Source organism: Guptibacillus hwajinpoensis (genome assembly GCF_020171785.1).
Lineage (GTDB): Bacteria > Bacillota > Bacilli > Bacillales > Guptibacillaceae > Guptibacillus > Guptibacillus sedimenti.
Window position 1 is genome coordinate 572,451 of the sequence record NZ_JAIVAE010000003.1, and the last position, 19,366, is coordinate 591,816.

The 19,366-nt window shown below is 39.4% G+C and carries 22 protein-coding genes and 1 riboswitch; of the genes, 3 read left to right on the top strand and 19 right to left on the bottom strand.

Features of this window, described 5'->3' with window-relative positions; genetic code table 11:
- Window positions 1-25: 25 nt before the first annotated feature.
- The 4 genes from LCL91_RS06940 to LCL91_RS06955 all read right to left on the bottom strand — a co-directional run bounded on the left by LCL91_RS06940 (window position 26) and on the right by LCL91_RS06955 (window position 5,497).
- Entirely contained in the window at window positions 26-940 is a 915-nt protein-coding gene (locus tag LCL91_RS06940) for a patatin-like phospholipase family protein (RefSeq protein ID WP_224881151.1), read from the bottom strand.
- A gap of 119 nt (window positions 941-1,059) precedes the next feature.
- Window positions 1,060-1,506, bottom strand: a complete 447-nt coding sequence (gene mntR, locus LCL91_RS06945) for a transcriptional regulator MntR (protein WP_098444186.1) — start codon at window positions 1,504-1,506, stop codon at window positions 1,060-1,062.
- Window positions 1,507-1,687: 181 nt separating this feature from the next.
- The gene (locus LCL91_RS06950; RefSeq protein WP_224881153.1) at window positions 1,688-4,252 is read right to left on the bottom strand and encodes a vitamin B12-dependent ribonucleotide reductase; all 2,565 of its coding nucleotides are present in this window, start codon (window positions 4,250-4,252) and stop codon (window positions 1,688-1,690) included.
- Window positions 4,253-4,666: 414 nt separating this feature from the next.
- Complete coding sequence (locus LCL91_RS06955; RefSeq protein WP_255639921.1) at window positions 4,667-5,497, bottom strand: lipoate--protein ligase family protein; 831 nt, start codon at window positions 5,495-5,497, stop codon at window positions 4,667-4,669.
- Between the two features lie 296 nt (window positions 5,498-5,793).
- On the opposite strand from LCL91_RS06955, the gene LCL91_RS06960 reads away from it, so the two are divergent.
- A complete protein-coding gene (locus LCL91_RS06960; protein ID WP_224881155.1) occupies window positions 5,794-6,165 on the top strand; it encodes a rhodanese-like domain-containing protein in 372 nt (123 codons plus the stop codon).
- A gap of 64 nt (window positions 6,166-6,229) precedes the next feature.
- Here LCL91_RS06960 and gcvPB read toward each other — a convergent pair whose 3' ends face one another.
- From gcvPB to gcvT, 3 genes are read right to left on the bottom strand one after another with little or no spacing between them, the layout of a single operon-like run.
- On the bottom strand, window positions 6,230-7,687 hold the full coding sequence (gene gcvPB / locus LCL91_RS06965; protein ID WP_224881157.1) for an aminomethyl-transferring glycine dehydrogenase subunit GcvPB: 1,458 nt from the start codon (window positions 7,685-7,687) through the stop codon (window positions 6,230-6,232).
- A complete protein-coding gene (gcvPA, locus tag LCL91_RS06970; RefSeq protein WP_224881159.1) occupies window positions 7,684-9,027 on the bottom strand; it encodes an aminomethyl-transferring glycine dehydrogenase subunit GcvPA in 1,344 nt (447 codons plus the stop codon). Before gcvPA ends, gcvPB begins: the two co-directional genes overlap by 4 nt.
- 26 nt (window positions 9,028-9,053) lie before the next feature.
- On the bottom strand, window positions 9,054-10,154 hold the full coding sequence (gcvT, locus tag LCL91_RS06975; RefSeq protein WP_224881161.1) for a glycine cleavage system aminomethyltransferase GcvT: 1,101 nt from the start codon (window positions 10,152-10,154) through the stop codon (window positions 9,054-9,056).
- 211 nt (window positions 10,155-10,365) lie between these two features.
- Window positions 10,366-10,454: riboswitch (glycine riboswitch) on the bottom strand.
- Window positions 10,455-10,663: 209 nt separating this feature from the next.
- Between gcvT and LCL91_RS06980 the strand changes: the two genes are divergently transcribed.
- Together LCL91_RS06980 and LCL91_RS06985 are read left to right on the top strand one after the other, a co-directional pair.
- A complete protein-coding gene (locus LCL91_RS06980; RefSeq protein WP_224881163.1) occupies window positions 10,664-12,334 on the top strand; it encodes a DEAD/DEAH box helicase in 1,671 nt (556 codons plus the stop codon).
- Complete coding sequence (locus LCL91_RS06985; RefSeq protein ID WP_224881165.1) at window positions 12,312-13,112, top strand: YqhG family protein; 801 nt, start codon at window positions 12,312-12,314, stop codon at window positions 13,110-13,112. Before LCL91_RS06980 ends, LCL91_RS06985 begins: the two co-directional genes overlap by 23 nt.
- Before the next feature lie 12 nt (window positions 13,113-13,124).
- Here the strand turns inward: LCL91_RS06985 and LCL91_RS06990 are convergent, their stop codons facing one another.
- The 12 genes from LCL91_RS06990 to LCL91_RS07045 form a co-directional block, all read right to left on the bottom strand.
- Entirely contained in the window at window positions 13,125-13,322 is a 198-nt protein-coding gene (locus LCL91_RS06990; protein WP_224881166.1) for a YqzE family protein, read from the bottom strand.
- A 57-nt stretch (window positions 13,323-13,379) separates the two neighbouring features.
- Window positions 13,380-13,877: a shikimate kinase gene (locus tag LCL91_RS06995; RefSeq protein WP_224881167.1), complete on the bottom strand. Its 498-nt coding sequence runs from the start codon at window positions 13,875-13,877 to the stop codon at window positions 13,380-13,382.
- A 2-nt stretch (window positions 13,878-13,879) separates the two neighbouring features.
- The gene (gene comGG, locus LCL91_RS07000) at window positions 13,880-14,299 is read right to left on the bottom strand and encodes a competence type IV pilus minor pilin ComGG (RefSeq protein WP_224881168.1); all 420 of its coding nucleotides are present in this window, start codon (window positions 14,297-14,299) and stop codon (window positions 13,880-13,882) included.
- Window positions 14,259-14,672 (bottom strand): competence type IV pilus minor pilin ComGF, encoded by a 414-nt coding sequence (gene comGF, locus LCL91_RS07005; RefSeq protein ID WP_224881169.1) that lies wholly within the window; start codon window positions 14,670-14,672, stop codon window positions 14,259-14,261. The genes comGG and comGF overlap by 41 nt, the downstream gene beginning before the upstream one ends.
- On the bottom strand, window positions 14,665-15,015 hold the full coding sequence (locus tag LCL91_RS07010) for a type II secretion system GspH family protein (protein ID WP_224881170.1): 351 nt from the start codon (window positions 15,013-15,015) through the stop codon (window positions 14,665-14,667). The genes comGF and LCL91_RS07010 overlap by 8 nt, the downstream gene beginning before the upstream one ends.
- Complete coding sequence (gene comGD / locus LCL91_RS07015; protein ID WP_224881171.1) at window positions 14,969-15,478, bottom strand: competence type IV pilus minor pilin ComGD; 510 nt, start codon at window positions 15,476-15,478, stop codon at window positions 14,969-14,971. Before comGD ends, LCL91_RS07010 begins: the two co-directional genes overlap by 47 nt.
- Window positions 15,421-15,750 carry a competence type IV pilus major pilin ComGC gene (gene comGC, locus LCL91_RS07020; RefSeq protein WP_224881172.1) on the bottom strand — a complete coding sequence of 110 codons (330 nt, stop codon included), beginning with the start codon at window positions 15,748-15,750 and terminating at the stop codon, window positions 15,421-15,423. Before comGC ends, comGD begins: the two co-directional genes overlap by 58 nt.
- Window positions 15,751-15,764: 14 nt before the next feature.
- The gene (gene comGB / locus LCL91_RS07025) at window positions 15,765-16,793 is read right to left on the bottom strand and encodes a competence type IV pilus assembly protein ComGB (protein WP_224881173.1); all 1,029 of its coding nucleotides are present in this window, start codon (window positions 16,791-16,793) and stop codon (window positions 15,765-15,767) included.
- Entirely contained in the window at window positions 16,768-17,850 is a 1,083-nt protein-coding gene (gene comGA, locus LCL91_RS07030; RefSeq protein ID WP_224881174.1) for a competence type IV pilus ATPase ComGA, read from the bottom strand. The genes comGB and comGA overlap by 26 nt, the downstream gene beginning before the upstream one ends.
- 100 nt (window positions 17,851-17,950) lie before the next feature.
- A complete protein-coding gene (locus LCL91_RS07035) occupies window positions 17,951-18,787 on the bottom strand; it encodes an alpha/beta fold hydrolase (protein WP_224881175.1) in 837 nt (278 codons plus the stop codon).
- A gap of 46 nt (window positions 18,788-18,833) precedes the next feature.
- Window positions 18,834-19,148 (bottom strand): YbjQ family protein, encoded by a 315-nt coding sequence (locus LCL91_RS07040; protein WP_224881252.1) that lies wholly within the window; start codon window positions 19,146-19,148, stop codon window positions 18,834-18,836.
- Entirely contained in the window at window positions 19,129-19,323 is a 195-nt protein-coding gene (locus tag LCL91_RS07045; protein WP_224881176.1) for a hypothetical protein, read from the bottom strand. The genes LCL91_RS07040 and LCL91_RS07045 overlap by 20 nt, the downstream gene beginning before the upstream one ends.
- Between the last annotated feature and the right edge of the window lie 43 nt (window positions 19,324-19,366).

A 19,366-nucleotide genomic window follows, 5' to 3' on the forward strand; every position in this document is an offset into this window, starting at 1 on the left:
TTAAATAAGAAAGGATGGCTGATATTCAGCCATCCTTTCTTTGTATTTCGGGCATTTTCCGCCACGTATTGAGGAATTGAGAAGTTCGTTCCTTACCTAACATGATTAATTTCTTCTGCCCTTGTCTCTCTAATTTAAATGCAGTGGTAATATCCTGATTAATCGGAATAAATACGATGTTTTGAGCTTTTTGATCTTCAATGTATCGTGCATCATGAGCTCGTTTCATTGTTTCAAAGAGAGCCTGATACATGTCAACGGCATTTGATATTTTATTTTCAGGTATTTGATTAAAGTTTGCACTCAGTTGAAACCCGAGCACAGGGCGAAGTGGTTTTTTATGATCAGGCGGTTGAAAAACCCACAGTGGAAAATTACTCAATATCCCCCCATCTACCATGTAATGTTTTTTTCCATTTATGGAATAGAGAGGCTGAGGCTTAAAAAAGAATGGCAAACTTGCACTCATACGCACTGCTTTAGCAACTGAAAATTGCTCTGGCACGAATCCATAATGTGCAAGGTCATCAGGTAATACAACAAGCCTTCCTTTCGTAATATCTGATACAATAATCTTAAGGGAACCTTCGGGCAGATCTCCAAAAGTTGAAATTCCCTTCTTTTTTAATAATTCCCCCACCCAAATTTCTAGGTCCTTTCCAGAATAAAGACCAAGGTTCCAATATAACATCAACCAGCGAAGAAGCGGGAACGTAAAACCTGAATTCTTCTCTAAAAGTGAAGTCAAATCTGTATCAAGCAATGTGTTTTCTAACTCATTCCCCTTATAACCTGCCATGATCAGTGCAGCAATAAGAGCGCCAGCACTCGTTCCAGCTGTTCTCTTAAATGAAAGCCCTCTTTTCTCCACAGCTTGAAGTGCTCCCACAAGTGCAATTCCTTTTACTCCCCCTCCTGAAAACACTCCGTCAATATACACAGAGCCCTACCTCCTTCCAACCTTATTAAAGCCTAAGCTTATAAGCTAAAATTTAGTACAGAAAAAAGATATTGTTTCATATCGATAAAACCTTTATTAATAAAAAAGGAACAATCCGATTAAACCTCGGATTGTTCCTCGTGAGCTTCTTCATTTTTCCGCTGGACTTCCCTAAGTTCATCCACTCGTCCATTCGTTTCTTCAAAATATTGGACTAAATCTCCAATTCGATCAATAGCATCCCAACTTAAATGATGCTCGATCCCTTCAACGTCTTCGTATATGTTCTCTTCATTAACCCCGATAACACCTAGAAATTGTTCAAGCAAAGCATGGCGATCAACGAGTCGCTTGCCTAGCTTTTTCCCTTTGGGAGTAAGCATGAAGCCGCGATACTTTTCGTAAACGACATATTTACCTTTATCTAATTTTTGAATCATTTTTGTTACCGAGGAGGGATGTACCTCTAGTGCTTCCGCAATATCTGATACGCGAGCATACCCTTTTCCGTCTATTAGTGCATAAATACGTTCAATATAATCTTCCATACTTGGAGTAGTGGCCATTGGATTCCCTCCATCTTTTATTCCATTTAAGCCAGTTAATAAAAGCATACACCATAGTATGGGCGGATACAAGGAAAGGTTCCATATGCTTTTATTAAGAGGCTAACCTTAGTGAACTAGCTAAAGGAGATCACAAAAAGATGAAGGATAAACGTTTCCGCTTACCCTTCACTACCTGATCCTAAAGTCCGCACTTCAGCTGTGCACTACAATTATCACATGTGTTACATCCACCGATTTCTTTTATTTGTCCTTTCCGACATACTGGACACGTATTGCCTACTTCTGAGCCGATCGTCACATCAGTTGAACGAAGGTCAGTGATTGTATCAACAAGAACAACTTGTTTCTTTTCTTGCATACCGTCTTCAAATTCAAGCTGCTCAAATGAATTATCTTCTGCTTTAAGAGTTAGAACTTGAGAATCACGGCTACCGTCTACATAAACGGTGCCTCCCTTAGCGCCGCCATTGTAAAGACGCTCATAAACAGCTTCTACTTGCTTTACAGAATACCCTTTTGGCGCATTTACCGTTTTAGAGATCGAACTATCTACCCAGCGCTGAATCACACATTGCGTATCAGCATGATCTTCAGGCGCAAGTTCCATTGCAGACACAAACCATTCTGGCAACTTCTCTGGATCTGCTTCTGGATTTTTCTCGTAGTATTCTGCTAGTATATCTGCTTTCACTTCGATAAATTTACCGAGGCGACCACTGCGGAAATAAGAGAACGAGAAGTATGGTTCAAGACCGGTTGAAACGCCAACCATCGTCCCTGTACTACCCGTAGGCGCTACAGTTAGTAGATGTGAGTTACGAATACCATAATCCATAATGCTGTCTCGTAAATCATTCGGCATTTGTTGCATATACCCTGTGTTAACAAAAGCTTCACGTAAACGATTTGTTTCTTCTGCTGTTTCACCTTCAAGGAACGGGAAACTGCCTTTTTCCTTAGCTAAGTCAACTGAAGCACGATAAGCCGTTGTCGCGATGGTTTCAAATATTTGATCAGTTAACTTATTTCCATCTTCTGAGCCGTACACTGTTTCGCAATAGATCAATAAATCATGAAGTCCCATTACTCCTAGACCCACGCGACGCTCACCGAGAGCTTGTTTTTCGTTTTCTTTTAAGAAATAAGGCGTAGCATCAATAACATTATCTTGCATTCTTACGCCTACTTCGACAGTTTCTCTCAATTTTTCGAAATCAACTGTTTTCGTCTCCTTATTTGCCATTTCAGCAAGGTTTACAGCCGCAAGGTTACAAACTGAATAAGGGGCTAACGGTTGCTCTCCACAAGGATTCGTTGCTACCACTTTTTGGCCATAAGATGTAGCGTTTGTTTTTTCATTAGCATTATCAATAAAGAAGATTCCTGGTTCTGCGGAATATGTTGCACAAATATTGATAAGATCCCATAGCTCTTTCGCCTGAACTTTACGATACGTTCTTACAGGGAATCCTTGTTCTTTCCAATCACGAACATCACCTGATTCGTGCCAATTCTCATTGTAGAAACTCATTTGTTCTTTCGTATAGTTCTCTACATCAGGAAAGCGAAGTTCATACTCAGCATCATTTTCGACTGCATCCATGAAATCCTTCGTGAGACAAACAGAAATATTTGCTCCAGTTAAAAAGTCTGGATTATGAACGGAATACGTACCACCAGTCGCTAATTTCTCCTGTGCGTCTTGCATCACTTTTTCTTCAAACCCACCTGTACCAGGGATACTACGATAATTTAGAATGCTTTGGTACATCGATCTCTCAGAATCAGAAAGAGGTGTGAATTTAAGTTTATCTTCTGCAAGCTTTTTAATTTGCTCGTCTTTTGTGTTTTCCACAAGAAAACGAAGGATACGTGGGTTTTGCATTTTTGAAATGATGAATTCAATAATATCAGGATGCCAATCTGCAAGCATGATCATCTGTGCACCGCGACGTGATCCGCCCTGCTCTACGAGATGTGTAAGCTTTGCAATATCATCAAGCCATGAAACGGACCCCGATGACTTTCCATTAACTCCTCTTGCAAGAGTATTCCTCGGACGAAGCGTTGAGCCATTTGTTCCTACCCCGCCTCCGCGACTCATAATTTCCATTACCTGTTTGCGGTGTTCCGAAATGCCTTCTCTTGAATCTTGTGGAAACGGCATAACATAACAATTGAAATAAGTTACTTCGGTATCAGCACCTGCACCATACAATACTCTACCGGCAGGAACAAAATTCATTGATGAAAGTTCATTATAGAAACGATCTTCCCAATATTTCTTTTCACCATCCGTTTTCTCAACATCTGCCAAGCCCCGAGCGTTCCGTCGTGCAATTTGCTCATAGTAAACTTCAAGGGGCTTCTCAATAACGTCCAATGAACGTACAATTAAGCCAGTTTCTCTCTCTTCTTCAGTATCCAGTACACCGACATAGTCTTCATGCACAGCAACAGTCGCTTTCTTTGAAGCTAGATCCAGTTTTTCAATATACCCAAGACCTCTTGCTGGGAACTTTGGATCTTCCTTAATCGTTAAGACAACAAAATCACCTTTTTGTAACGTCTTTTTTTCAGTATCTTTAAAGGCATAGCGATCCAGCATAACAAGACGACTTACACCTTTGTGGGTAAGGTGCATATCTTCTGTAATAGGATGAACCTGCGCGAACATCTCAATATCTTTATTTAACTGTGCGATGTTAATGGACCTTCTTTTTTCATTGGTTTGTATTGTCATATAAACCCCTCCGTTTCGACATTTATACATATAAGAGCAACTCTAGATGTATGTAACTGTGATAAATCGTCTTGATTAATAGTAGCACATGTCCATCATGCAGACAATCATTTTAAACCATATATAGTGTTCAGAATTCTTTACCCAATACTACATATAGTAAAACGGCGGATGTGCGTTTAATTTGTCAACTTTCAAATTAAGTGAAAATACGAGATTACACTCGATAAATCAAGGTTGAATTACAAGAACAGAGAAAAAAGAGGAATTTTGTCTATTGCACATTTATCCACATTCTGTCTTTTAATCTTAGCCTATCTTTAAATAAAGAATGCATTTAGTTAATGCAACAAGAATAACTTTAGAACATTTGTTCCTCTGTAGTCAATAGGAAAAAGCACCCATGGCAGGTGCTCATTTACTAAAGTTCCATTCGTTACTTGCATACTTATCCATTGCCAAATCGTTCACGTAAGCTTCTTGTTCTTCTGATAGCTCAAATGGGACTAGCTCAATGTTAAGGCCTTTTTGAAATCCATCATAAAAGGCTTTAATCGCTTCTGAAATTGATACTGGTGTATCGCGAAGTGCATTAATAGCCACCGCTTTGTTTCTGAATCCTCTTTGCATCCGTTCACGAATACGATCATTTTTAAATTTAAAGCAATCAAACAATTTATCTTCATCAATATCTAGCAAAATAGATCCATGCTGGAGGATGACACCTTTTTGGCGCGTTTGAGCACTCCCAGCCACTTTCCGTCCTTCTACAACAAGTTCATAATACGAGGGAGAATCAAAGCATACACCAGACCTCGGAGCTCTAAGTTCCTCTTTTTCTTTCTCAGTTTCAGGAACAGAGAAGTAAGCATTTAAACCAAGTTGTTGAAAACCAATCAATAGGCCTTCAGAAATAACACGGTATGCTTCCCTTACCGTAGTTGGCATATCAGGATAATCTTCAGATACAATAACGCTGTATGTAACCTCTTTATCATGAAGAACGGCTCTTCCACCTGTAGGTCTTCTTACAAAGCCCAATCCATAGTTCTCTACGGCTTCCATATTTATATCTTTTTCAATACGTTGGAAGTAACCGATTGATAGGGTTGGAGGATTCCACCCGTAAAATCGAATGACTGGAGGTATGCTCCCTTCACTGTGCCATTTCAACAACGCTTCATCTAGTGCCATGTTATATGCTGGAGAACGTTCTCCCGAATCAATAAATGCCCATTGCTTCATTATCGGTACTCCTTTATCACAGTTAATTTCTAACACCTCTCCTATTCTAGCAGAGGTGAAAATGGATGACCAATGAACACTCTCTTATTTTACAAAAGGTAGATCGCTACGTGACGAACAAAAATAAATGACGAACAATCTCTGATTACCTACCGGAACTAGAAAATATTATTTCGCATTTCATTCGGTAACCTTCTGGTAAATTTTTTATTTATTCTTTTTTTCTTTTGCGGAAAGGGGAAAAGACGTGTAAACTTAAGGTTGTCGATTTTACTTGAAAGGGTGTAACAAAGTATATGGAATGGATTATCGCAATACTTGTCGCGATCATTGTGTATGTTGTCATTACTCGCTACATACAGAAAAGAAATTTGAAAACGTTAACGGAGGAAGAATTCCGAGCGGGCTACCGTAAAGCCCAACTGATTGATGTTCGTGAACCAAACGAATTTGATAACGGTCATATTCTTGGCGCAAGAAATATTCCTGTTAGTCAACTCAAAATGCGTATTAAAGAAATTCGCAAAGACCAGCCAGTCTATATGTATGATTACAATGGAATCATTGTCGCTCGTGCTGCAAGCATCCTTAGAAAGCACGGGATTAAGGACCTTTATCAATTAAAAGGCGGCTTCAAAAAATGGGGCGGAAAAGTAAAGAAGAAGTAAAAAGCAGCTGCGTGGCAGCTGCTTTTTTATTTCCGAAAAGTATTTCATTACGCTGATAGGCAGATTACGCTTTTTGGTATCGTAAGATTGGTTTTCTAGCAGCGGTCGTTTCATCCAGTCGACCAATGACAGTTGTATGAGGAGCTTCCTGAACGATTTCAGGGTTATCTTCTGCTTCTTTAGCAATCTGAAGCAGTACATCACAGAATTCATCAAGCGTTTCTTTTGATTCAGTTTCTGTAGGTTCAATCATCATACACTCTTCGACATTAATAGGGAAATAAATCGTAGGTGGATGATACCCAAAATCAAGCAAACGCTTGGCCATATCTAACGTTCGAACGCCCAGTTTCTTTTGTTTCTTACCAGAAATAACGAATTCGTGCTTACAATGCTGTTCATACGGCAACACAAAAGCATCTTGAAGACGTCTCATCATATAATTTGCGTTCAAAACTGCGTTTTCAGATACTTGCTTTAGTCCTTCTGGCCCCATCGTACGAATGTACGAGTAAGCACGGACGTTAATCCCAAAGTTTCCATAATAAGGTTTCACTCGTCCAATCGATTGAGGACGATCATAGTCAAAACGATACGCATCATTTTCTTTTACAAGAACTGGTTTCGGAAGATATGGAATTAAATCTGATTTAACGCCCACAGGTCCCGAACCAGGTCCTCCTCCACCGTGTGGTCCAGTAAAGGTTTTGTGTAAATTTAAATGCACTACATCAAAGCCCATATCCCCCGGGCGAGCTGCCCCCATAATGGCATTCATATTCGCACCATCATAATAGAGTTTTCCACCGGCATCATGAATAATTGTCGCCATCTCGGTAATTTGCTCTTCAAACAGACCAAGGGTATTGGGATTTGTAAGCATAAGAGCTGCGGTGTCATGATTGACAACACGCTTTAGATCTTCAAGATCAACAAGCCCTTTTTCATTTGATTTAACGGTCACTGCCTCAAAACCAGCAACGGTGGCAGATGCGGGATTTGTACCGTGGGCAGAGTCTGGGACAATGACTTTTGTACGATTAAAATCCCCATTTGCTTCATGATAGGCACGAATCATCATTAATCCTGTCCACTCGCCATGAGCACCTGCAGCAGGTTGTAGGGTCACTTCGTCCATACCTGTTACAGCGACAAGGTTTTCCTGCAGGTTGTACATCATTTCTAGTGCACCCTGAACAGTCTCCTCTTCTTGAAGCGGATGAACAAAAGCAAAACCAGGATACCTTGCCACATCTTCGTTAATTTTTGGATTATATTTCATCGTACATGATCCAAGCGGATAAAATCCAGAATCCACCCCATGATTACGTTTCGATAAGGCGGTATAGTGACGCATTAGCTGCAGCTCCGAAACTTCTGGTAGCTCCGGCTCAGTTTTGCGATTAAATTCCTCCGGTAACCATTCATCTAAATCAATGTCAGGAACATCAAGTTCAGGAAGACTGTATGAAATACGCTCCGGTTCACTTAGCTCAAATATTAACGCCTGGTCTTTACTCATTTTGCTCCCCCCACTTCTTCTACAAACATATCAATTTCCGCTTTTGTACGATTTTCTGTTACTGCGACAAGCATGTGATTGTTAAGTTCAGGATAATCGCGACCAAGATCATACCCACCGATGATTCCTTTGGTTAATAACTTGCGATTCAATTCCTTGATTGGTCCGTTAACCTTAATAACAAATTCATTGAAATAGACGCCATTAAACACAGTCTCTACACCAGCTTCTTCAAGACGCGTTTTCGCATAATGAGCTTTTTTTATATTTTGCTCTGCCATTTTGCGTACGCCTTTCTTTCCGAGCGCGCTCATAGCAACTGAGGAAGCTAGCGCATTTAGTGCCTGGTTTGAACATATATTGGACGTCGCTTTATCCCGACGAATATGCTGTTCTCTTGCTTGTAACGTAAGTACAAAACCACGCTGTCCATTCTCATCAGTTGTTTGTCCAATCAAACGTCCTGGAACTTTCCGCATTAGTTTTTTTGTCACTGCGAAATATCCACAGTGAGGCCCCCCAAATTGAGCTGGGATACCAAACGGCTGACAATCTCCCACAACAATATCCGCACCCAACTCACCAGGTGGCGTTAAGCGGCCAAGCGCCAGTGGGTTACTTGAAACGACGAACATTGCTTTTTGCTCATGTACAAGCTTTTCAATATCTGGCAATGGTTCAAGTTGCCCGAAAAAGTTCGGATACTGAACCATCACACAAGCAGTATTTTCGTCAATTTCTTGCTTCAACTTATCTAAGTCTGTAACTCCATTGCTCGAATCGACTTCTACCACGGATAAGCGTTGCCCTCTAGCATAAGTATCAATGACGGCACGCGCTTCTGGGTGAACCGTTTTAGATACGATGATTTTTTTCTTTTTTGTTTGTCCGGCACTTAGCAGACCCGCTTCAGCTAGTGCCGTAGGACCATCGTACATCGAGGAATTCGCTACTTCCATTCCTGTTAATTCACTAATCATCGTTTGAAACTCAAAAATAGCTTGCAATTCACCTTGAGAAATTTCAGGTTGATACGGCGTGTAGGCCGTATAAAACTCAGATCGACGAATAACGTGATCTACGACAGAAGGAATGGCATGATCATAAACGCCAGCACCGAGGAAAGACGCATTTTCGAGAGTATTCGCATTTTGGGATGATAGCTTTGACATGTAACGAATCAATTCCGATTCAAAAAGCTGCTTTTCCACCTTAAGTTCGCCTTTAAAACGAATGGCTTCTGGAATATCCTCAAAAAGATCCTGAACAGAGTCCACCCCAATCGTTTCAAGCATTTCTTTCCTGTCCTGGTCAGTCGTTGGCAAATAGCGATGTTTCATATGTTCATTTCCTCCTCAGTATCCGTTTATTTCTGACGTTTATAGAATGGTGATGGAATAACTTTAGCTGGTACACGCTTATTTCGAATTTCCACATCTAGCTCAGTATCCATTTCTGTATACTCTTTCTTAATTAGCGCAAGACCTACGTTCTTTTTTAAAGTTGGAGATTGTGTACCTGTTGTCACTTCTCCAATCAGTTGTTCCCCTTTATAAACAGGGTAGTTCGTACGAGGAATACCCCTCCCGATCATTTCAATACCAACTAATTTTCGATCCAAGCTATTTTCACGCTGACGAAGGAGAGCAGATTTACCAATAAAATCAGCCTCTTTACTAGTTTTTACAGCAAAACCGATTCCCGCTTCAAGCGGAGAGATATCCTTCGTTAGCTCCTGTCCGTAAAGAGCTAGCTTAGCTTCAAATCGAAGAGTATCACGAGCTCCCAAGCCGCAAGGTAAGATATTTTCAGGTTCACCCGCAGCTAAAATTGCCTTCCAAAGAGCAGGGGCATCTTCTGAAGCGGTATATAGTTCAAATCCATCTTCACCTGTGTAACCAGTTCGAGAAACTAACGTTTTAATTCCCGCAATCATAAGATCAGCCTGAAACTTAAAGAAACCAATTGATGAAAGATCTGTATTTGTGAGACGCTGCAGAATGACCTCTGCTTTAGGACCTTGAATCGCTAGTTGTGCCATCTCATTCGATATATTGTTAAGGGATACACCTTCAATGATGTGCTCCTTAAGCCAGTCAAAATCCTTCACGGTATTCGCTGCATTTACGACTAATAAGTAATGTTCCTCCGAGTATTTGTAAACGAGAAGGTCGTCTACCGTCCCACCATCCTCATAGCACATCGCAGTATACTGGGCTCCATCTACTTTCAGTTTGCTAACATCATTTGTCATCATCTTCTGAAGATAATCAAGAGCTTTTTCACCTTTGACATCAATTTCTCCCATATGAGAAACATCAAATAATCCAGCTCTTGTTCTCACAGCTTCATGCTCTTCCTTAATACTAGAAAATTGAACAGGAAGTGCCCATCCACCAAAATCAATCGTTTTAGCACCCATTGACTTATACGTTTCAAATAACGGGGTTTTCAATAACTCGCTCATCTTGTTCCCTCCTATAACATCGAAATCAAAATCGTTTCATTTAACCCTAACCAACTATGCAAACCAAACCATGTCTAGCCATTAAAAAAAGACAGAGAAAACCCGCTGTCAGTAGCGCGTTTTCTCTGTCCTTTTGACCTGAAAGTTTCTCCTCACATCAAAGTGCGAGGATTACATCTTTGGCGGCTTAAAGAAGCTCTCTCCAGAGGTGCGTCTAACAAGAGTCTTTTTGCCTGAGAGATTCACAACTTTGCTTGCTCCTTCGGCGCTGCATCTAGCAGTCTCTCCTCTTGCCTTCATTCGCTTATTTTCAGTTTTAAGGTATTGGATTGTACGGATTGATTCATACTATTAATGCTTTCGATTTCAATCCTACCACTACCATAGGAGCGTTGGCAACAATCTTTTTAATAATAAAAGTATTTTAACTACTATATTAAACACGAACAATATTATACATCAAACTTATTTCATTCGTAAATAACAGTTTTAAAGAGAGGGTTTTCATTTTGAGGACTGAATTACAATTCGATCAAGAGTGGACAAACAACTTTCTCAAACAAATTGAAGAGGATGGACCATGGGCTAATTGGGAGCTTTTTAAACTGGCTATCGAAGCTGAACAACATCGGGCTATCCCATCGTTTAAAGGATTACAAGCTCCTACTTACCTTCCTGACTTAACACCTCACCCTTATCAACTCGAAGCTGCACGGCGAGTCGTTGAGGAGATGAATGGAAAGGCAATTCTAGCAGATGAGGTTGGTCTCGGAAAGACAATCGAAGCTGGTCTTATAATTAAAGAATATATGATTCGTGGGTTAGTAAAAAAAGTTCTTATTCTTGTCCCAGCCTCGTTAGTGTCTCAATGGGCTATCGAGCTTAACACAAAGTTTTATATACCTGCTGTTGTTCAACGAAAAAGCTATGTTTGGGATCAGTGTGATGTTGTCGTATCCTCGATTGATACAGCAAAACGTGAGCCCCATCGGTCAATTGTTTATGAGCAACATTATGATATGGTCATCATCGATGAAGCGCATCGTTTAAAAAACAACCGAACAAAAAACTATGAATTTGTCCAACATTTGCCTAAGAAGTTCTGCCTTCTATTAACAGCTACTCCCGTTCAAAACCGTCTTGATGAAGTTTTCAACCTAGTATCATTACTAAAACCAGGTCATCTCGGCAGCTTTGAGAATTTCGAAAAGGATTACAAAGGAAAAGAAAAAAATGCTGAAGACGAAGAGAGACTTCGCACACTTATACAAAAAGTAATGGTAAGGAATCGCCGTGAGGATACTGGTATGGATTGGCCTGAACGCATTGTACAAACGGTACCGATTACTTTCTCACCTGAAGAAGAAGATCTTTATCGTTCAGTTGAAGCATTGAAAAAAGAACCGATTTCAACCCGTAGTCAATTTTCGATTATTACTTTATTAAGGGAAATTTGCTCAAGTCGTGAAGCTGCCTATATGACGTTAAAAAAAATGCTTGAAAAAGATTCTCTTGATGAAGTCACACAAACCTTCATCCACTCCTTAATTAAAAAAATTGAAGGTGTACCAACAAATTCAAAAGCACAAAAAGCCCTTGAACTAATACAATCAATTGAAGGAAAAGTCATTATCTTCACGGAATATCGGGCGACACAGCTATATTTACAATGGTTTTTAAAAGAGCACGGTATTACTTCCGTTCCTTTTCGAGGTGGGTTTAAACGCGGAAAGAAAGATTGGATGAGAGAGTTATTTAAAAATCACGCTAAAGTTCTTATTGCCACAGAAGCTGGTGGCGAAGGGATCAACCTTCAATTTTGTCAGCACGTCATTAACTATGACCTTCCATGGAATCCTATGAGGATTGAGCAACGGATCGGCCGCATTCACCGACTCGGACAAGAAGGGGATGTTCACATTTATAATTTTGCAACAAAACATACGGTTGAAGAACATATACTTACCCTGTTATACGAAAAGATCCAGCTGTTTGAAAGTGTCATAGGTCAATTAGATGAGATCTTAACTCGCCTTGGGATGCGTGATATTGAAAAACATATTTCTGACATTCTCCTTCATTCCGAAAGTGAAGGAGAAATAAAAATTAAGATGGATAATATTAAAGAACTAATCAATTATCAAAAGGAGGATTCAGATGCATCAAGAAAATATTCATAACTATTTGCGTTCGTATTTTCTCGCGAATGATTGTCGTATTCTACACGAAAAACCTGGCCTCCTCGATGTACAACTAACCATTGAACTTGATAAAGAGTTAATGAACAGACCATTTTATTGGCATTACCTTGAAAAGACAGGCGGAACGCCAAGACCGATGACACTTACGTTAATTACAAATCAAACTATTGAAGAGAAAGGTGAGTTTGTTCATTTTGGAGCACCAAGACTGCATCAAATCTTTTCCTCCACCAAAAAACTCGCCTCTTCCATTCGTCTATATGAGGATGTACAAACGAATCAGCAACAGCAATATCCTCTTCATCCCTGGCTTTGTCTTAATATAAAAATCTCTTATCAATGTGATAGAAAAAAACACCGTCTTCTTTCACTCGGTCTTCACCTTGTTAGTGGAGCGGTAGTCGATGACTTTCACAATTTGTTACTAAAAAAGTCGCTTACCCCAAAAATTCCTGACTATGCTTTTACCGTAACACCTATCATAAAACCAGAAAGTGGATTAAAAAGACTCGAATCTGTTGTAGAAATGCTGCTCACAAAAGAAGACGTACAGTGGGCCGAAGAGGCAAGGGTAAGGTGGGCTTCTGACCAGCACCTTCTTGATCAATTTTACGAGGGCAATACGAATGATCAACGATATGAAGTAGAAAAAGAGGCACTAAGGAAACAGTATGAGCCAATCATTACTGCAGAAATTATTAATGGAGGTATTTTTCACCTTGTTCCCGGTATCGAATCACAACCGTATCCCACTTAAAAAAGCTCGGACTCAACTGTCCGAGCTTTCACGCTTCTTTTTCTTCATGAACATCGCTACCGACATTGGAATGATACCAAACCATCGAAACAAAAAAGGCTGCTTTTTTGCTTTTCTTACAGCACGCTGCTGCTGTCTTTCTTCTTTTGGTTGATCGATATATGAGACAACTTGTTGTGTCATATATTTCACTAAATCATTCGATGACATCTTAATCACCCTTTTATCATTGTCTTCATTATTAAGGGTGTCCAAATACTTAGTTTCTTATCCTATGCGTTGACATATTTCGGCGACAATGTCTTGTACCGAACGATTCGTCGTTTCAATTTCATAATCTGCTTCACGGTATAGCGGCAGCCTTTCTGTGAAGATAGTGTTAATTTTATTTTGCTTGTTATCTCCAGCAAGCAATGGCCTTGAAGTATCGCCTTCTAATCGCTTAACAATTTCTTCGGGCTCACAGTGTAAATAGATCATTGTGCCATTCTGCTTCATATAAGATCGATTTTTTTCACTTAAGACGATCCCACCGCCTGTACTAATAATAATATTTTCAGTCGGAAGATTTTTGAGAGACGCTGTCTCATATGATCGAAACGCTTTCTCCCCCTCACTTTCAAAGATAACTGGAATTTCTCGTCCTTGCATTTTCGTTATATGCTTATCCGTATCCTCTGAAGGAAGAGCTAACGCTTTTGATAACTCTTCAGCAACAGTTGTTTTCCCTGATCCCATAAAACCTGTTAAATAGATCGCTTTCATGTTTATCCCTCACTCCATTCTACGACTTCTTTCAATGTTTGATTGTATTGGAACAGCGCAAAAACCTTCGTCGCATTTTGAGTTGTTCCATTTAGCGTGATGTAAATAACTTCTGAAGGAGAAAACTGAATCGCAGCGTGAACCGTGCCTTCTTCATAAATAAATGTTTTTTCAGTAGTTTCGACATCGTTTTTTTGTATATATGAAATTGTATCTTTCATTCCTAACACTAGCAAGGAATGCTTTTTGAATTGTTCCTCTTCACGATCTAGAAATGCTCGTTCGTTCATTGTTACATAGCATAAATGAAAAATGAACCCAAGAAGAAGTGTGCTAATTAGCATCATCATAGCAGTCATATAGCCTTGGTCATCCAGTTGCTTAAGACATTTGAAAACTAACTTGTTTCTCCGTGTTCCCATTATTTAGATCCACCTCGATCATTACTCTCCTACCGGAGATTTGAACTGTAAAATCTCTAATGTTTTGTAAGACAATTTCATGACCGGTATTATTGACGCGGCGACGTATGGAAGATCCATACCGTTCATACTTAACGATCGCTCCATCTTTTTTCGTTAGTTCAATACTTCCCTTACTAAGTATAATTTGAGTGGCTTCTCGAACTTCTTTAGAAAACAAGTGGAAAAACAAGCGTGTTTCTTCTTGCTGAAAATCTGCCCCTGAATTTTGGATGGCAGCGCTCATAAGTAAAGGAAGCGTCCAAATAATAGCCAGTAATATGGTCAAGGTTAGCATTAGTTCAAGTAACGTGATCCCTTTTTCACTACTCATGAGGCAAGCTTCTACATATCAATAATTCATCCTTTTTCTCCTCAATGTAAGAAATGCACAACCCATTCGCTGTTTCAGTTAAGTAAAATTCAGTGCCTTCCACGAATTCTTGCTTGGGAGGTACTACATTGTTTAATACAAAGTCATTCCAATATTGATCGAGCAAATGTATCGCTTCCTTTCTCGTTTGAATGCTCATTCGCTCTTCATAAAGTTGTACATAAATTGGCAATGCACCGGAAGATAAAAGAGTAAGTATAGAAAGGGCTATCAAACCATCAAGTAGCGAGTAACCATTACAATTTTTTAATATAGAAGCGACCTGCTCCCACCTGTACAACAAGCTTATACTCCTCCTTACCCGACTTCATATAAAGGGTACCTGCCTTTTGAACATTTCCATTACCGCCATAAACAATTTGATACCCCATTGTTCCTTCATCGATTGTGATGTGATCTGGAATCTCGTTTGTTCTCACTACCGTCGATGCATTACCTTGGATACTATAAATACCTTTACTTGGTGAAATCAAAAACCGATAAGAAGAACCATTTACATAAGCGAGTTCTTGAGTATACCTAAGATCCGATTGAATCTCTTCTAGGAAATGTTTTGTTACAGAAGCATTTTGCGTAGGCGTAATGTGAAGAAAAACCAGGGTTAAGAGAATCGACAATAGAGAAAGTACGATCATCATCTCAATTAAGGTATAGCCAAAAGAATTTATGATGAAATGAAACCTTTTCATTACTCGGCTAAATTCACTTTTCCATCGGTGATCGTTAATTCCTCTCCACCGGGACAAGTGGTTTCATCCATATCGAGATAGCCATCTGTAACAAGATCAGCAATTGTAGTTGGAAATTCTTTTTTATTCGCTTTGTATGCTGCTACCTGTGTTTGAGCGACTTTAATCGTTGCTTCACAACTTTTATCTTCAACGACTTCGTTATTTTTCGTTAAACCTGGGACAGCAATTAAAAGAAGAACGGAAATAATCATAATAACGATCATCATTTCAATGAGCGTAAATCCCTTTTCTTGTTTAAATAAGCTTATCCATTTTCTTAATTTCATTCATAACTTCCCCCTTAAATGTTTTGCAAATAATAAAACATCGGCATTAGAATAGACATAAACATCAACATGACGACAAGACCAACACCAACAAAACTAACAGGCTGCAAAATCATAAACCCCTTCTTGACAAGCTCTTCAAATCGTTCGCCAACCACCTCCCCATACAGAATAAGCTCCCTGCCGAGATTACCACTTACTTGTCCATGCATTAAAATTTCTTTGAACTCAGGTACATATAAACTAGCGTGATCAAATAAAGCTTCTAACTTTTCCCCGCGCATCAACGACAGTGAAACCCGATTAGCTTCCTCTTGAAAAAAAACAAAATGCGATTGCTTTGTTAATAGCGAAAAAGCCTCGGCAATGGAAAGACCACTTTGAAGTAATAAACCTAAATGAAGGGAGGTATGATGAGTAAGGTAGAGAGGGATAAAGAGGTGAACGAATGGTACTTTACTATAAATAATCATTTTCTGTACTGCAGAACTAGGTTTGTTTTTCACAAACGTAGTAAGATAAATTGCAATGGAAAGACCAATAACACCTACAACAATAGCTGGCATAAACCGAACAAGCTCCATAAAAAACTTCGAAATAAATGGGAGAGGAACATCAAGCGTTTGGTACAACGTATTAAATTGAGGCAATAAGTACTTTCCTACCACAAATAACATGATGGCAGTCATCCAAAATAGAAAGATTGGATAAGCAAGCGTACTGCGTAGACGTTTTTGCCATTCACTTCTCGTTTTCATTAACTGTCCAGATGCAGATATGCCTGTCGCAAAATCACGCTGTTCAGACATATACAAGTAAGATAATATATCTCCTGGGAAGTGAAAATCAGCTAAAACATCATGAAAGGAGTCCCCACCTTTTAACCTTACAATAATCATTTCAATGTTAGCTCGAATGTGATCATTTTGATATAAAGCATAAACCTCCAGACATTTTGCGAGCGAATACCCCTCTTCAAGCATCTTCCCTACCCGACAAAGAAAGTCTGCTTTTCGATCAAGCTTCCATTTGAATCGTCTCACGGTTAAATAATCCCAACTCCTTCTCTACGGTTTCTTTTTGAATATAGCCTAAGGCATAGGCTCTAAGAATGTAATCTTTAATTGTGGCTTGACCTGGTATGGTTAAGAGATCTGGGTAATCGAGGGCTTTCTGAAGGTGGAGTCCTGCGAGAATTTCAACAACAGCAAGCTTTCTACGAGTTCTCCTTTTAAGACATTCAAGAGAACACACATCACAATAGGGACACTTTAAAGGAACTAACCGCTGAGTTGCAACGCCTCTTAATGTTTGAGTGATGTTATGAAGTGGGATACCGAACTCCAGTAATCTTGGAATGCATTCAAGTGTACTTCCCGTATGGAGTGTGGAGACAACCAAATGACCAGTCATACTAGCTCTTATTGCGAGTTGAGCCGTTTGTTCATCACGTATCTCTCCTACAACAAGAATATCAGGATCATGCCTTAATCCGGCTTTGAAACCCTCATAATACGAAAGTCCAGCCTTCTCGTTCACTTCCATTTGAATAAAATCAGGATTTCTCTTTTCGATCGGATCTTCTATTGTGAGAACACGGCGATGTCGTTTTACACTTAACGTTTGAAGTAAGGAATACATGGTTGTCGTTTTACCTGATCCAGTAGGGCCTGTAATCATAAATAAACCACTGTTACAACTAACAATCTGAAGAAGTCGGTTTGCAATTGAGGGAAAAAGAAAAAGTTCTTTAAAGGAGTGAGTTTCATCTTGTGGCAAAATACGAATAACGAGACTTTCGTGGTACGGAGTTGGAATTGTAGAGAGACGGAGATGAAGTTTTCTTGGGTAAAGAATCATATCCATTGCACCATTTTGAGGACGACGTTTTTCACCGATGTCCATTCCACTCAAAAATTTAAAATGAGACAATAGCTTTTCAGCGACACTCATTGGTAACCATAAAGCATCGTAAAGACGATTATCCACGCGAAATTGAATGGCTGCCCCTTTCTCCTTTGGGTGAAAATGTACATCAGATGCTCCCACTTCCATCGCTTGTTTGATAATGTCTTTCCCCTTTTCTTCAATATTCAGCAAAACACACCTTCCTTTCGTCTAAATTCACGATTTTAAAATCGTAAAGAAAAGGATTCGCCAGGTCACTGGTAAATCCTTCTTGGTAAAGTTAAATATTTATTTATTTAAGTAAAAACTCTTGAATACTTAATTCAAACAAACACTCTTCTTCAAGGAATGGATAATGGTTGCTTTCTTCAAAAACAACCAATTTGGCATTAGGAATTGCACTCGCCATTTCTTCGGAATAAGAAAGCGGACATTGCACATCATATCTGCCGCAAGCAATAAGAGTAGGGGTTGTGATAGCAGTAAGCTGTTTTATGACATTAAACTGTAAAATTTCTCTTGCGAAGAAATTCATTCGAGCTACCGCCATCTTTTTATGTATAGGTTTTGAAAATAAAATCTTATATAGCTCTGGTCGATAAAGAGAAAGTTTCGTCCTTTTTTCAGTTATTTTTTTTCGTTCATCTTGCTCAAGATCGGGGTCTTTTAACCGCTCAATAAGTTGCTGCATCAGCTCATGTTGAGGATGATCGACATGATAGATACAAGCGGGAGAAGAAGAGGCGTATTCCCTAGCAGCAGCCCCTACAATGATTAAACCTTTTAGTGAGTTTGATGCATGAATTCCATATACGCAAGCCAGCATTCCGCCTGTGGAATGCCCAGCGAAAACCCATTTTCGAATTTTCATCTTTTCGCGTATACTTTCAAGATCAAATACCGTTTCAATCATAAAAAATTCGTGCGGTGAGTTTACAGAATCTGTGTTTCCTGCTTCTTTAAGATTCACTAAATATACCGTATAGTACTTTGTGAATACATCTGCAAAATAATCACCGCTGTTATTAAATTGAGAATAAAGATGGGTCACGCAAAGTGGTGGACCATTACCTTTTACAAAAACCTCAAACTTACCTCGTTCGGTTTTAACGATAAGTTGTTTCCACATTAAGACTCCCCCAAACGGTACTTATTATTCATAAAGAAATGAAAGGCTACTCTAGTATGACAGCCGTACCGTAGGCAATGATTTCTGATGCACTCGTCATAACGGCTGAGGACTGTAACCGAAAAGCAACGATTGCATTAGCACCCTTACTTTCTGCATCCTTTACCATTCTCGCAATTGCTCTCTGTCTAGCTTCTGTCATCATTTCGGTATACTCAGTAATTTCACCACCAACAATTGTCCGAAGGCTTGCAAGAATGTCCTTCCCTACGTGCTTAGACTGAACAGTGCTTCCTCTAACATAACCAATCACTTCCTTAATATTTTTGTTTGCGACTTGATCAGTAGTTACGATTATCATCATTCTGTTCCTCCTTTTCCCTTTTCCTTCGATCTTTAATTAGCAAATAAATCAAGACAGCAAGCGAAAGCGCATATCCGACCATAACGAGCGGAACCCATGAAGCATTGATAAAAAACATAACGACAATCAGAACTTGAAAGAGGGAAGCACCTATTAACAATAATATTTTCATTGCGCCTATCACCGGCTTTCTACATCTAACATAAGAATACATT

Bases quoted from the DNA above. Each gene is read 5' to 3' on its own strand.
- mntR (WP_098444186.1), bottom strand. From the start codon at position 1,506: ATGGCCACTACTCCAAGTATGGAAGATTATATTGAACGTATTTATGCA.
- LCL91_RS06950 (WP_224881153.1), bottom strand. From the start codon at position 4,252: ATGACAATACAAACCAATGAAAAAAGAAGGTCCATTAACATCGCACAG.
- LCL91_RS06955 (WP_255639921.1), bottom strand. From the start codon at position 5,497: ATGAAGCAATGGGCATTTATTGATTCGGGAGAACGTTCTCCAGCATAT.
- LCL91_RS06960 (WP_224881155.1), top strand. From the start codon at position 5,794: ATGGAATGGATTATCGCAATACTTGTCGCGATCATTGTGTATGTTGTC.
- gcvPB (WP_224881157.1), bottom strand. From the start codon at position 7,687: ATGAGTAAAGACCAGGCGTTAATATTTGAGCTAAGTGAACCGGAGCGT.
- gcvPA (WP_224881159.1), bottom strand. From the start codon at position 9,027: ATGAAACATCGCTATTTGCCAACGACTGACCAGGACAGGAAAGAAATG.
- gcvT (WP_224881161.1), bottom strand. From the start codon at position 10,154: ATGAGCGAGTTATTGAAAACCCCGTTATTTGAAACGTATAAGTCAATG.
- LCL91_RS06985 (WP_224881165.1), top strand. From the start codon at position 12,312: ATGCATCAAGAAAATATTCATAACTATTTGCGTTCGTATTTTCTCGCG.
- LCL91_RS06990 (WP_224881166.1), bottom strand. From the start codon at position 13,322: ATGTCATCGAATGATTTAGTGAAATATATGACACAACAAGTTGTCTCA.
- LCL91_RS06995 (WP_224881167.1), bottom strand. From the start codon at position 13,877: ATGAAAGCGATCTATTTAACAGGTTTTATGGGATCAGGGAAAACAACT.
- comGG (WP_224881168.1), bottom strand. From the start codon at position 14,299: ATGGGAACACGGAGAAACAAGTTAGTTTTCAAATGTCTTAAGCAACTG.
- comGF (WP_224881169.1), bottom strand. From the start codon at position 14,672: ATGAGTAGTGAAAAAGGGATCACGTTACTTGAACTAATGCTAACCTTG.
- comGC (WP_224881172.1), bottom strand. From the start codon at position 15,750: ATGAAATTAAGAAAATGGATAAGCTTATTTAAACAAGAAAAGGGATTT.
- LCL91_RS07035 (WP_224881175.1), bottom strand. From the start codon at position 18,787: ATGTGGAAACAACTTATCGTTAAAACCGAACGAGGTAAGTTTGAGGTT.
- LCL91_RS07040 (WP_224881252.1), bottom strand. From the start codon at position 19,148: ATGATAATCGTAACTACTGATCAAGTCGCAAACAAAAATATTAAGGAA.
- LCL91_RS07045 (WP_224881176.1), bottom strand. From the start codon at position 19,323: ATGAAAATATTATTGTTAATAGGTGCTTCCCTCTTTCAAGTTCTGATT.